At 39.2% G+C, this 12,488-nt stretch carries 12 protein-coding genes; 5 read left to right on the forward strand and 7 right to left on the reverse strand.

Going from position 1 to position 12,488, the window contains the following annotated elements; translation table 11 throughout:
* Positions 1-21: 21 nt before the first annotated feature.
* From AC07YT_RS13035 to AC07YT_RS13050, 4 genes are read right to left on the reverse strand one after another with little or no spacing between them, the layout of a single operon-like run.
* On the reverse strand, positions 22-522 hold the full coding sequence (locus tag AC07YT_RS13035) for a phosphoglycerate mutase family protein (protein WP_086548530.1): 501 nt from the start codon (positions 520-522) through the stop codon (positions 22-24).
* 37 nt (positions 523-559) lie between these two features.
* Positions 560-1,606, reverse strand: coding sequence for an aminotransferase class I/II-fold pyridoxal phosphate-dependent enzyme (locus AC07YT_RS13040; protein WP_086549470.1), 1,047 nt, complete (start codon positions 1,604-1,606; stop codon positions 560-562).
* 1 nt (position 1,607) lies between these two features.
* Entirely contained in the window at positions 1,608-2,633 is a 1,026-nt protein-coding gene (locus tag AC07YT_RS13045; protein WP_086548531.1) for a glycosyl hydrolase family 18 protein, read from the reverse strand.
* Between the two features lie 30 nt (positions 2,634-2,663).
* Positions 2,664-3,992: a D-alanyl-D-alanine carboxypeptidase gene (locus tag AC07YT_RS13050; protein ID WP_086548532.1), complete on the reverse strand. Its 1,329-nt coding sequence runs from the start codon at positions 3,990-3,992 to the stop codon at positions 2,664-2,666.
* A gap of 211 nt (positions 3,993-4,203) precedes the next feature.
* Between AC07YT_RS13050 and AC07YT_RS13055 the strand changes: the two genes are divergently transcribed.
* The 5 genes from AC07YT_RS13055 to AC07YT_RS13075 all read left to right on the forward strand — a co-directional run bounded on the left by AC07YT_RS13055 (position 4,204) and on the right by AC07YT_RS13075 (position 10,282).
* On the forward strand, positions 4,204-5,292 hold the full coding sequence (locus AC07YT_RS13055; protein WP_478357762.1) for an aspartyl protease family protein: 1,089 nt from the start codon (positions 4,204-4,206) through the stop codon (positions 5,290-5,292).
* Between the two features lie 92 nt (positions 5,293-5,384).
* The gene (locus tag AC07YT_RS13060; protein ID WP_086548534.1) at positions 5,385-7,901 is read left to right on the forward strand and encodes a zinc-dependent metalloprotease; all 2,517 of its coding nucleotides are present in this window, start codon (positions 5,385-5,387) and stop codon (positions 7,899-7,901) included.
* Between the two features lie 213 nt (positions 7,902-8,114).
* Positions 8,115-8,990 (forward strand): phosphodiester glycosidase family protein, encoded by an 876-nt coding sequence (locus AC07YT_RS13065; protein WP_086549471.1) that lies wholly within the window; start codon positions 8,115-8,117, stop codon positions 8,988-8,990.
* Positions 8,991-9,059: 69 nt separating this feature from the next.
* The gene (locus tag AC07YT_RS13070; protein ID WP_086548535.1) at positions 9,060-9,986 is read left to right on the forward strand and encodes a hypothetical protein; all 927 of its coding nucleotides are present in this window, start codon (positions 9,060-9,062) and stop codon (positions 9,984-9,986) included.
* A 104-nt stretch (positions 9,987-10,090) separates the two neighbouring features.
* On the forward strand, positions 10,091-10,282 hold the full coding sequence (locus AC07YT_RS13075; RefSeq protein ID WP_010599196.1) for a cold-shock protein: 192 nt from the start codon (positions 10,091-10,093) through the stop codon (positions 10,280-10,282).
* 197 nt (positions 10,283-10,479) lie between these two features.
* On the opposite strand, the gene AC07YT_RS13080 is transcribed toward AC07YT_RS13075, so the two are convergent.
* The 3 genes from AC07YT_RS13080 to AC07YT_RS13090 all read right to left on the reverse strand — a co-directional run bounded on the left by AC07YT_RS13080 (position 10,480) and on the right by AC07YT_RS13090 (position 12,435).
* On the reverse strand, positions 10,480-10,962 hold the full coding sequence (locus AC07YT_RS13080; protein WP_086548536.1) for an anti-sigma factor family protein: 483 nt from the start codon (positions 10,960-10,962) through the stop codon (positions 10,480-10,482).
* Positions 10,959-11,540 (reverse strand): RNA polymerase sigma factor, encoded by a 582-nt coding sequence (locus AC07YT_RS13085; protein ID WP_086548537.1) that lies wholly within the window; start codon positions 11,538-11,540, stop codon positions 10,959-10,961. The genes AC07YT_RS13080 and AC07YT_RS13085 overlap by 4 nt, the downstream gene beginning before the upstream one ends.
* Before the next feature lie 574 nt (positions 11,541-12,114).
* The gene (locus AC07YT_RS13090) at positions 12,115-12,435 is read right to left on the reverse strand and encodes a DMT family transporter (protein WP_057931064.1); all 321 of its coding nucleotides are present in this window, start codon (positions 12,433-12,435) and stop codon (positions 12,115-12,117) included.
* Positions 12,436-12,488 lie beyond the last annotated feature (53 nt).

Raw genomic sequence — 12,488 nt, forward strand, 5'->3', positions numbered from 1 at the left:
TTCAGCATGACGATGGCAGGTTTACAAATGATGCGGTTTCCCGTATTGCTCCATTTTTACCCTTGCTTTATCTTCCTTTACTGATAATTCAAAAATATAATCGTAATCATCGTCTGTTAATTCCTCCTTAGGCTTTTTGCCGCCAAGGGCTTCAATAATTTCCAGTACGGTGTTCGAGTGGCCAGCTACAATAACAGTTTTGCCAACATAATTGGTTTTAATGCTGTCTACAAGCGATTTAATGTCTTTATAATCGATCACCTTCGGAATCACCAGTGAATCTAGGGTTTGGTGCGTTCTTTTGGTTGGGGTGGCAAAAGCAACATCGAATTTTACCTTTTTTAGGTAGGTTGCTAAATCTCCTGCACGAATCCTTCCTTCATCAGAGAGATTGGGGTTGGTATCCTGTGGATTAGACTTATCTTTCTCTGCGTGCCTAACAATCCAAACATTGGTGGTTTGTGCAGAAACTATATTGGCAAAGAGAAGCGTTAACGACAGGAATACGAACAGTTTTTTCATGTTATAAATATTGAAAAATTAATTGGATAAGGAAAGGTTAAAAATTTATAGCTGTTATCAGCTTTTCAATATCCTCTTTTTCGTGCCAGGCAGAAAGGACTATACGATCTAAAATTTTGTCGTTGGGATTTGGATAAGGGAAAGACGAAATCAGGATCTGCTGTTGTAAAAGACGTTCTGAAAAGTTTACATCGCCCAGCAGATAGACCGGAAAACCATATTCGTGTTTCCAGGTAAGATTTGAAACCGTTTCGAACATGGCCATATTGTTTTTCAGTTTATTTAAGGCCTTTCGATATATTTCTTCAGCATGGATAAAGGCATAAAGTGCGGCTGGACTTGGCGGAGAAGCACCTATAAAGGTATTTGCGGCTTTAAGTTTAAGGATCATTTTATCTGAGGCCAAAACCAGGCCCGCATCTACACCTAGTGCTTTTGCCATCGAGGCAACCACTATATTTTCGATGTTTTCTTGCTTAGGAAGATTTGCGATAGCGCTCGTTCCGTTATTATTTACACCGATTCCATGCGAATCGTCAACAACGAGAATTATATTTTTATCCTTACGGATCTCTTTTACAAAGTCGAAGTCATAAATTTCGGGCACAAGATTGTTCATCGAATTGCTGATCAAAACCCAGGTTTTTTCTTCCGATGAATTTATGCTTTCAATCGTTTCTGCAATCCAATCTCGAAATAACATTAAATTTTTGGTTTGATTTTCTGCCAGCCAAAGCGAGGGGTGTGTAGCCGGAGCATAAATTACTTTTCCTAATTTCGACAGTTCTTTAACGGTAAGCTGCGCCGCCAAATAACCACTAGAGGTAATCAGTGCGGCTTCAGTTCCGTAGCGTAGTGCAGCTACTTTTTCGGCATCATCATAAATACCTAATTGAATGTTGTTGGTACGACTTGTTCCGTTGTTTAAACCGAACTTTTTAATCCCTTCGATATATAAATCAATGAAATCCTGATTTTTGGGAATGCCCAGATAAGCTGTTCCGCCAAAATATAAATAGGTCTTTCCCTCAATATTTATTTGGTTAGCAAAAGGCTGATCAATCGATTTAAAGTTAGGTTTCATATTAATTGTAGTTTCTCCCAAGCTCATCATTGGCAGCGCGGATAATAGATTTATCGCCATTGTCATCATGGTAGAATTCCCAGAACATGATTCCATTTGCCATATCTTTGGCGAGTTTAGCTTTTTTTCTGGTGGTTATCGTTCCATTAAAGTAAAATTGAACGCCATCAATTAATACATTATCTAAACTTACATCGGCACCCGCGGTTACAAAATCACGGTAGGCCTTGGCCGAGTTACTGGCATTTTTACCATAAGCCGGGATGCCCAAAACAGCTTTCTCCTTCGGCATGCCACGGGTGCTTAACCAATAATTTAAACTGGCAACGGCCATGTTGTACGATGCATGTTGAATAGGTTCATTTTTATCCCAGCCAATGCCGTCATAAACCATAATATTAAAGAAATCTACAACAGGGAAAACTTCCGATTTTAATCCATCTCTAATACTGCCGGCATATACACCCGGGGTAATGGCCGCACTTAAAAATTTATGGTATTTGTGTAACGAATCTGAAAGTTCCTTCATCAGGAGCACGTAATTGTCTGCCGATCCATCGCTGGTGCTTGGGTATTCCCAATCCATATCTACGCCATCCAGATTGTTTGTTTTGGTAAAAGTTAGCACATTTTTCACAAACAGGTTTCTGGCCGTTGCAGATGCCGCCATGGTTACAAAAATACTTTTCGTGCCCGATATCGATATGCCTGTTTTTACACCATTAGCCTTAGCCTTTTGCATTACGGTTGTAAATCGGCCAGGTTGTTCCAATGTCGCTAAGCTTCCGTCGGTATTGGGATTTAGAAAAGCATAAAAGAGGTGCGTAATCATTTTGAACTTCGAATCTGCCACACCGGCCGGATCCCGGTAGCTTGGAAAATAGCTCACAATTTTAAAACTATTGTCGGGTATATAGGGTGTTGCAGGTATAGGAGGCCCGGTAGGATCGGTTAGCGGATCGTTTTTCTTACAGGATGATATGACCAGCAGGATAGAAATGCCCATCAATAAATAGATTTTTTTCATAGGGTAGGTATTAACTGGTGTTACATATACTTAAAAATTATCGTGTATATAAGTGATTATCCTAACCATTTCTGCACGTACCTCGGCAGTTGGTTTTACAAAGCTGTTGTTCATGAAAGAATAGATATAGGTTTTACCTTTTTTAGTGAGTACATAGCCGCTTTGATTATGAACACCACCCAGCGAGCCGGTTTTCCCAAAAACAAAAGGTTTGTCGGTTTTGGGGTAAGCGCTTTTTAAAGTACCACTTTTTCCACCTGCAGGTAACAGGTTAAAAAGCTTTTCCGGATTGTTTACCAATTTGTAAATGGAATCGAGAAGGTATACATTATCACGCGGCGTAAATAAATTCTGACGGGACAGGCCAGATCCATCAGCCCACTTTACTTTATCGGGCAAAAAAGAAAGGTAGTTTTTAGTAATGTAATCAATCGCTTTTGTAGTACTCAATGTATCGCCAATCTGATTGGAGCAAACCAATAATAAATGTTCGGCGATAAAATTATCGCTGGGTAACATCATGTGTTTTAAAACAGAATCGCGCTTAGCGCCCGGTAAAGTTTTAGCATAGGAGGGGATTTTAAAATCGACTATGCCCACTGCTTTGTGCAGCGTGTCTGATAATATTTCGACAGTAACATGTGCACTGGTTTTATATGGGTTTTGCTGATTGTAACCTGGCGGCACTGAAACGGCGGGATAATGAAAGCGGTTGCTTAAAAAATCTCTGCTTACCTGGAAACTACCAGCTTTTTTAGTAGAATCTATTTCAAAACAGGGCGCAAAAACCTTTGGTTCGATATTGATTTTATTTGGAGTAAGATAAGTAGAAGTAACCATGTTATCCATAATTGGCATTTCGGTAATTTCTGGCTGATAATAATAATCGTAATCATCCCACGACCAGCCGTCGCCAAAAAAACTACCCGAATATCGTCCCGGAGAAAAGAATAGTTTTTTGTTCGAAGCCAAAAGAAAATTGTAAGCCGATTTGTCTTTTACGGCAAACTGTAAAAAAGCCGGATCGCCTGTGCCCCAGAAAATCAATGAATCATTCCGTTCAATATATTTTAACGCAGGCATTAAGTCCGGCAGCATTTTTAAACTCGCAAAAAAAGTATAAAGTTTGGTGTTTGATGCCGGTGTGAAATACTTATCGGCATCTTTCTGATAAATCATTTTTTGATCTGCCGGATTATAAAGCGCAAAACCCACCTGATATTGTTTGATTACCTGTGAATTTTTGAATGTTTTAGCTACTTTTTTCGAAATGATCTTATTGGTTGAACAACCCGTTAACAAACAAACAGCGAGTACAAACGCAAGAAAAATAAAATTATAGCTTTTTAAAGGAAACATGTTCTAAATTTAGGGGGACATAATTATCAACTAATTTATTAAATTTAGTTTAATGTTAACCAAATATAGCCCCGGTGTAATAATCTGTTTACGCAAATTCACAATTTGTTTGGGCTTGGTATTGCTTACTTTTTCCGGATTTGGACAGGAATTCCTTTTTAAAAGAAACCGGCAAAAACAGTCCATTTCTTTTAAGTGCATTAAAAACCTAATGGTTATTCCGGTATACGTAAACGGGAAAGGCCCCTATGATTTTGTGCTAGATACCGGCGTTGGACCAATGATTATTACAGATCCATCCATTATCGATTCTTTGAACTTTAGTAAGCTTCGTAAAATTAAAGTTTCTGGTCTGGGCATCGAAACCGTTGAAGCTTATGTTTCTCAAAGTCTCGATGTTAAAGTAGGCAGTACAAACATTAAGAATATACCAACGGCAATCTTAAAAGAAGATCTCTTTAACCTGTCGGGGCACTTGGGACTGAAAATTTATGGATTGTTGGGCTTTAGTTTTTTTAACAGCTTTATTGTTGATATCCGATACAGTGAAAACAGGCTGATTATTTACGATCGCTACGCCAAGATTAAATACCGTGGAAAAAAAATACCTATTGAGATAGAGAACCAGAAACCATATATTCTGGCCACTGTTGATGTTCCCGGGGGCAAAGCTGTTGAGGCCAGGTTTTTAATGGATACCGGTGCCAGCCATGCTTTATCACTCGAAATGTTAAATGGAACTGAATTCCCCCTGCCTGAAAAAAAAATCAAAGCTAATCTCGGGATGAGTATCAGTGGACAGATTAAGGGATACGTGGGGCGCGTAGGTAAATTTAATGTTGGAGGTTATCCTTTTAAAGACGTTGTTGCCGGATTTCCCGATTTTAAAACTATTGCAGACAAGATCGATTTATCAAAGCGGAATGGAAATTTAGGGGCTGATTTATTGCGGAAATTTAACATCCAGTTTAATTACCAGGAAGGCTTTATTTATGTTAAACCCAATGGATTAAGTAAAACCCCTTTCGAGCACGATATGATCGGTATGGTGCTTTATCTCGATCAGAAAGAGTATAAAAGAGTATTGATTGGCGAGATAGACGAAAATAGTCCGGCAGAAAAAGCGGGACTATGTCCTGATGATGAAATTATTGCGGTAAACTTTAAAAGCGTAGATGCGTATACTTTAAACGAGCTGACCGAAATGTTTAAATCGAAAGCTGATAGAAATGTAATCTTCGAAATTTTTAGAGATAATCAAGTCTATTTTAAGGTGGTGCGCCTTGAAAAGCGGATCTGAAAAGCGTAATTTTCCAGTTACAAAACAATTGTCGTGTAACAAGATTCTAACTTTAACCTCTTATTGTCAAGCAAACTAACTTTTATATACACATGAAGAAAAACTTTAAGGTACTTGCCCTTGCAGGTATCGTAGCACTTGGTGTAGCCGGATCAGGTTCCGTATATGCCCAGAAAAAATCTAAAACCACAAAAGGAGCAACTCCAGCAACGCCAACTGCAACTCCGGCAGCAGCTCCAAAAAAAGAAGGAATTAAACCATTCTCAGAAGTAATTACCGCAAAAGCCAGAACAACAAACGGTTTATTTAAAACACACAAAGTTGACGATAAATGGTATTTTGAGATACCAGATTCGATGATAAACCGCGAAATGCTTGTGGTTACCCGTTTAGCAAAAGTACCTGCGGGCGTAAAAGTTGGCAACCAGCAATATGGTGGAGAACAATTAAACGAACAAGTGTGGAAATGGGAGCGTAGAGGTAAACAGGTTTACATTCGTGTACCAAGCTATTCAACCAAGGCCGATCCGAACAGCGATATGTACGAATCGGTACAAAACTCTAATCTTGCACAGATTTTAGCCAGCTTTGAAATTAAAGCTTATAATAAAGACACTACAGGCGTTGTAATTGATGTTACCGATTTCTATAACGGTGATGTAATGGCGATTGGTGCTACCGATCAGATCCGCAAGGCTTATAAAGTGACCATGTACGATGCAACACGTTCTTATATCGATACGGTAAAAACTTTCCCTATTAACGTTGAAGTAAAAACAGCTAAAACATATCGTGCAGCAGAATCTCCAACCGATAATAGTAATGGAGCAGTTACTTTCGAATTCAATACATCGATGTTGTTATTGCCAAAAACCCCTGTAAAAGCCAGAATAATGGATAGCAGAGTTGGTTTCTTTGGTCAATCTCAAATTGATTATGGAACCAATGCACAAAAGGCAGAGCGTACAGCCTATATCCACCGCTGGAATTTAGTTCCCAAAGATACCAATGCTTACAAACGTGGCGAATTGGTAGAACCGGTAAAACCGATTGTAATTTATATCGATCCTGCAACACCAAAAAAATGGGTACCATTTTTAATCCAGGGTATTAACGATTGGCAGGTAGCGTTCGAAGCGGCTGGTTTCAAAAATGCCATCATTGGTAAAGAAGCACCAAGCCCGCAACAAGATCCTCAATTTAGCGTAGAAGATTCGAGATATTCGGTTGTTCGTTATTTTGCATCAGATATTGCAAATGCTTATGGTCCGCACATTAGCGATCCCCGTACCGGACAGATTTTAGAAACGCATATTGGTTGGTACCATAATGTTATGAACCTGTTGCGCAACTGGTACTTTGTACAAACAGCAGCCATTAACCCAGAAGTACGTAAAGCTAAATTTACTGATGCACAAATGGGCGAATTGATCCGTTTTGTTTCTTCACACGAAATTGGCCATACATTAGGTTTACCTCATAACTTTGGCTCAAGTTATGCTTATCCGGTTGATTCATTACGTTCGAAAGCATTTACAGATAAACATGGTACAGCGCCATCTATTATGGATTATGCGCGTTTTAACTACATCGCTCAACCTGGTGATGGTGTAACCAAACTTCACCCTCAAATTGGAGAATACGATAAATGGGTAGTGAAATGGGGATATTCCTGGATTCCTGGAAACAAAACTGCTGAGCAGGAAAAAGAAATTTTAGATCAGTGGACATTAAAAAATGCAGGTAATCCGCTGTATTTCTATGGCCGCCAGGGAACTTCATTAGATCCTCGTTTGCAAAGCGAAGATTTGGGCGACAATGCGATGAAAGCAAGTACTTATGGCATTGCCAACTTAAAACGCATTTTACCTAATGTAGAAAAATGGACTTACCAAAAAGGAAAAGACTATAGCGATTTAAAAGAAATCTACACAGAAATTGTTGGCCAGTTTAACCGTTATATGGGACATGTGGCTGCAAACGTTGGTGGATTAAGCGAAAACTTTAAAACCTACGAGCAAAAAGGACCGGTTTACGCTTATTTGCCTAAAGCAAAACAAAAAGAAGCGGTTACCTTTTTCAATCAACAGTTATTTACAACGCCACTCTGGTTAATCAGCAATGACCAGTTGAGCAAATTTGATAACGGTGTATTGTTAAACCGCATTAAAAGTGTTCAAGCGAATACTTTAGGCAACTTATTATCTGCTCCGCGTATTGCACGTTTGTTAGATAACGAAACTAAAAACGGTGCAGCCAAAGCATACACCTTGCCTGAATTATTTACTGACTTAAGATCATCGGTATTTGTTGCAGGAAGAGCAGATGCATTTAAACGTAATTTACAACGTGCTTATGTAGATCGTTTGCAGGATTTAATGACCAAAGAAGCAGAACTTCCGGTTGGATTCCCTGCAGATTATGCCGCAAGTTATGGTTTAACGCCAATCAATGTTGGCTTATCTGATATCAGACCATTGGTTAGGGCAGAGTTGAAAACCTTATTGGCTACAACAAAAGCCAGAGCAACAGCAGGCGATGCCATTACCAAAGCACACTACGAAGATTTAAATATCAGAATTAAAGATATTTTAGATCCGAAGAAATAAAATAATTAAATGATAGAGGGATTGAATGATAGCATGTTCGATTATTAAGCGCCCAAATTCACTCATTATCTAATCTACTCAATCGAAATCAAAAGAACGGAGCAGATCATTAAATTGATCGCTCCGTTTTTTGTTTTGGTTCGTTTGTATAATTCTTGATGCTTTAAGCTAAACCCACAACAGTTTTTTAATTTTATGATCAAAACGGCTATCATGCTTAAAAAAATAACACTTGCCATTGCTTTATTTACCTGCAGTTTAGCTGTATTTGGCCAAAGTGCAGATTCGCTAACAATCGTAAAAACCAAATGGCAGAAAAACAGCGTTGCCAAACAGGTGGTTTTATACCGGCATCACTTTGATCAGAAAAATCTTTTCGCTGCAAACGAAAATATTTCTTTTCTCGAAATTAAAAATACAGGACGAAAAGCAGTATTTGCCATTGGTGCAGAAGAAAAAGAACTGATTACGACCAGTAGTTTTGGACTGCGCGATACCGCAATTGCTGCGGTCAACGGCAATTTTTTTGATGTGAAAAATGGAGGGTCGGTAGATTTTGTTCGTGTTAACGGAAAAACCATTAATACTAACCGCCTGGATAAGCATGGAAATCGGGCAAGGCACCAGGAAGCAGCGCTTGTTATTGAAAACGGAAAGATTTCGATCAAAAAGTGGGATGGAACAACCGACTGGGAAACCAAATTAACTGCCCAAAATGTTTTGTTAAACGGACCATTGTTAACCTTAAACCGCGTTGATGAAACACTAGATACAGCCGGATTTAACCGCTTGCGTCATCCGCGCACCTGCCTGGGCATAAAACCAAACGGGAGGGTAATTTTGTTAACCGTTGACGGAAGAAATGAAAACTCCGCAGGCATGAGTTTGTTCGAACTAACCAAATTAATGCGTTGGTTAGGCTGTACCAGTGCCATTAATTTTGATGGCGGGGGTTCTACCACTTTATGGGTAAACGGAATGCCCGATAATGGTGTTATCAACTATCCAACTGACAATAAAAAATGGGATCACGAAGGGCAGCGTAAAGTAGCTAATGTCATTTTGGTGAAAAAACAAGTCCGGAGATAAACCGGCATCTATAACAAGCATGTTTAGCTCTGGTTAAAAAAACTTATTTTAGCCAAAGATTTTCTTGAAATGATTAAAAATACAATATACTTTTTCTTTTTTGTGCTGATGCTTTCTGCCTGTAAATTTGGCTCTAAAACCAGCGATCCAACTTTAAGAGATTTTACTTTCGAGCCTGTAAAAGGCATTCGCTATCAAGAGGTAAAACGCCGGTTTAAAAATGGACTTTCTTTTAACGCAGAAGGTTTTATGCAAAAACCATCCTGGATTATTGAAGTGGTTAAAGAAGATACCATGTCGGCCTGGAGCCCGCAGAAAAAAAAGATGCAGAAGTTTTATATGCAGTACGATCACGGAAACGTGTATAATTTTGCTGCAGAATTTTTTAAGGTGAAACACATCAGTAAAGATAGCCTGGTTTTTCAGCGTGTGCAGGTAGAAGGAAGGGTGATTGCCGCCGATGTACGTTCGGATGTAAACATGACCTTTTACGCACAGGATTACATTAAAAATAAATTAAAAACCACGGCTGCTGACCTGCAAAAACCAACCAAAGCCGATACGGCATTTATTCTGGAACGATGTACTAAGGTAAACCGGAATAGTAACGATGCTTTCGCTGCTACAGACCCGGTTCAGTTTATCTCTAAAAGTAAAATTGCAAGGGTAGAAAAAATCAGTACGGTAGACCGGGCGAATAATAGAACCGAGGCTTACGATTACATGTTTCCGCAGTATATTATTCGGATAGACCGGGCTTATAAAGATTTTGCTTACCAGGTTGCAGCCGTTGTTGATTTTCAGGGAGGCATACATGTAAAAACGATTTATAACGTGCTTCCGGAGAATAAGGAGGCTAAGAAAAAAGTGGCTCAGGGCATAGCCGATATCTACGTTCGAAACCTTTTTGATGTGGCTCCCGGAACAACGCTGGGGATTCCACACAATAGCGAAATTACTTTAACAATAATTGGGAAGGCGATTAAAAAGCCTTAGTAATCTGCTATTTACAAAATTTTAATGTTAAAAAAATGTTAAAATTTATTTTGATTTTAAAAATTAAAACTTACCTTGCATACTTAATTTTAATATTTAATACAATGCAAGAAGGCACAGTAAAATTCTTCAATGTAACTAAAGGTTTTGGCTTTATCATCCCTGCGAATGGCGATAGCGAAATTTTTGTTCATTCAACAGGTCTTATCGACGAAATCCGTGAAAACGACAAAGTTCAGTACGAAGTTGCTAACGGTAAAAAAGGCTTAAACGCCGTTAATGTGAAAGTAATTTAATTTATTTATCATATTTACAGAGAAGGCTGCTTTCTTGCGATGGCGGCCTTTTTTTGTTTTATTTTTCGAGGACTGAACTCTTTCGGGACCTTTTTCACTTATTCAGGACCTGTTGAATTCCCGCAGATGTCGCAGACAGCGCAGATGAATATAACTCTGCGTCAATCACTTTGATCTGCGGGCGCTATTTAGCGTTCTTACTTCTGGGCAACTTTCTTCCTTAAAAACTGATCCAGAAAAATTAATCCAATCACCAGATCTGCAAAAAGAAAGGCATAAATAGCCGTAGGTGTAATGTATTGGTTTAAATTGAAATCCAAATTCACCTTCAAATCGAATGCAGGCATGTCGAGCTTAACCTTATAAAACACATAACCGATTAAGGCCAATAAAGAGATCAGGAAAAAGCCCCCAATGCTATAAATAATCTTTTTGTCGACCTTCGTTTTCATTGCTACCGGGGCCGGAGCTAATGCGATACTTTCCATTACATTCCTGTTGAACGACATAGAGGGTTCATCAAGATCGAGCTCATTAAAAACTAAATTGAGCTTTAACAGATCCTCGTACTGCGATTTAATCTCAGCATCCGATTCGATTTTTTCTTCGATGGCTTTTTTTGAAGAATCATCCAAATTCCCATCAATATAATCCCAAAGCTGTTGTTCTATTGTGTTCATAGTAACTCCTTTACTTCATCTTTTAACAAATATTGTAATTTTTCTTTAAGTCTTTGCCTGGCCCTGTGCAACTTAACCTTTATCGTGTTGGGTTCCATGTGCAGCGCCTCGCCAATTTCTTCTAAACTCTGTTCACCTTTATAAAATAGCGTAATAATAGCGGCATCGTCTGGTAAAAGCTGGGTAATGGCAATATTTAAAAAAGTATGGCTATCCTGTTTCTCGTAACCATTTGCATTAAAACTGGAAGTCTGGTTTTCGAGCTGCAATATGGTACCTTCATCATGAATTGATGTGGTATCTAAACGGTTTTTCCTTAAAAAAGTCATGGCCGTGGTATACGTTATCGAGTACAGCCAGGTACTAAATTTAGCCGTTTGTTTAAAGGTGCCCAATGCTTTATAGGCTTTTACAAAGCAATCCTGCGCAATTTCTTCGGCATCTTCCCTGTTTTTCGAAAACCGTAAAGCAAGTGTAAATACAAACCGCTGATGGCGTTTTACCAACAAGGCATACTGATCGGTTTCGCCGCTCAATACCTTCTGGATCAGCTCTAAATCTGTAGGTTTTTGCTCCATGTTTAGCAATAAGACTACATTAAAGATAAGTAGGTTACACGTGAAACATCATTAAAGAGATTTATTATTTATTCGTTGCCAGGTGGATAATAAACTTAGTATAGTTTTTTGGAAATGAAAGGGCAGTTTTTCATGGCGAACAGCAGGTTTATGAACATTGGGTGTGCTCATGGCAGCCCTAAAAATGAAATGCTGCTCTGGCCATTTAGCCCCCTGCCCGAAGCAGGCGGGCGGGTGAAGCGGTACCCTGCAGGCTGAGGTACGAAGCCAAAGCGTACAAGCGCAACACGGGAACCAGGTTGGTTTTTTATGCAGGCACTGCGCTCCAAAAAGAAAATTAGCTGAATATCATTTATTTTATTGATTGGAAATGAAAGGGCCGTTTTTCATGGCTGATTGTAGTCCTGCTGTTCGCTATAGTCCCGACGTGAAGTCGCGAGCTGCCGCTGCCATCAGGTTTACGAGCAACGTGTGTGCTCTTGGCAGCCCTAAATGAAATGTTGTGGGCCATGCCGAAACTTGCGAAGTTTCACCCGGCTCCGGGGCCTGTTAAACTTCGCAAGGTGCACACGCCCTAATGCGAAGCGAAGAATTTTAATCCTGCAATTGATCCAATAAGCGTACAGATAAAAAATATCCGCCAGAAGGTTGCGGGTTCATTGAAATAAAAAATGCCGATAATTACCGTGCCTACGGCACCGATGCCTGTCCAAACAGCATAAGCAGTTCCCATGGGTAAAGTTTGAGTGGCCTTATTTAGCAATAAGAAACTTAAAATAATGCAGACAAAAAAAGCGGTACTCCATTTTATATTCGAAAAATTGTTCGATAATTTTAGGCAGGTGGTAAAGCCAACTTCAAAAAGGCCGGCAATAATTAAGATAATCCAGTTCATGATAAATGTGTTTCTGCAAATTTAAGGCACATTTATCGGGCAACATTTTACAA

It is taken from the genome of Pedobacter sp. GW460-11-11-14-TSB4, assembly GCF_059423705.1.

Excerpts from the sequence above, each read along its gene's own strand:
- AC07YT_RS13065 (WP_086549471.1), top strand. The coding sequence starts at position 8,115 with ATGCTTAAAAAAATAACACTTGCCATTGCTTTATTTACCTGCAGTTTA.
- AC07YT_RS13070 (WP_086548535.1), top strand. The coding sequence starts at position 9,060 with ATGATTAAAAATACAATATACTTTTTCTTTTTTGTGCTGATGCTTTCT.
- AC07YT_RS13075 (WP_010599196.1), top strand. The coding sequence starts at position 10,091 with ATGCAAGAAGGCACAGTAAAATTCTTCAATGTAACTAAAGGTTTTGGC.
- AC07YT_RS13050 (WP_086548532.1), bottom strand. The coding sequence starts at position 3,992 with ATGTTTCCTTTAAAAAGCTATAATTTTATTTTTCTTGCGTTTGTACTC.
- AC07YT_RS13045 (WP_086548531.1), bottom strand. The coding sequence starts at position 2,633 with ATGAAAAAAATCTATTTATTGATGGGCATTTCTATCCTGCTGGTCATA.
- AC07YT_RS13090 (WP_057931064.1), bottom strand. The coding sequence starts at position 12,435 with ATGAACTGGATTATCTTAATTATTGCCGGCCTTTTTGAAGTTGGCTTT.
- AC07YT_RS13060 (WP_086548534.1), top strand. The coding sequence starts at position 5,385 with ATGAAGAAAAACTTTAAGGTACTTGCCCTTGCAGGTATCGTAGCACTT.
- AC07YT_RS13055 (WP_478357762.1), top strand. The coding sequence starts at position 4,204 with ATGGTTATTCCGGTATACGTAAACGGGAAAGGCCCCTATGATTTTGTG.
- AC07YT_RS13040 (WP_086549470.1), bottom strand. The coding sequence starts at position 1,606 with ATGAAACCTAACTTTAAATCGATTGATCAGCCTTTTGCTAACCAAATA.
- AC07YT_RS13080 (WP_086548536.1), bottom strand. The coding sequence starts at position 10,962 with ATGAACACAATAGAACAACAGCTTTGGGATTATATTGATGGGAATTTG.
- AC07YT_RS13085 (WP_086548537.1), bottom strand. The coding sequence starts at position 11,540 with ATGGAGCAAAAACCTACAGATTTAGAGCTGATCCAGAAGGTATTGAGC.
- AC07YT_RS13035 (WP_086548530.1), bottom strand. The coding sequence starts at position 522 with ATGAAAAAACTGTTCGTATTCCTGTCGTTAACGCTTCTCTTTGCCAAT.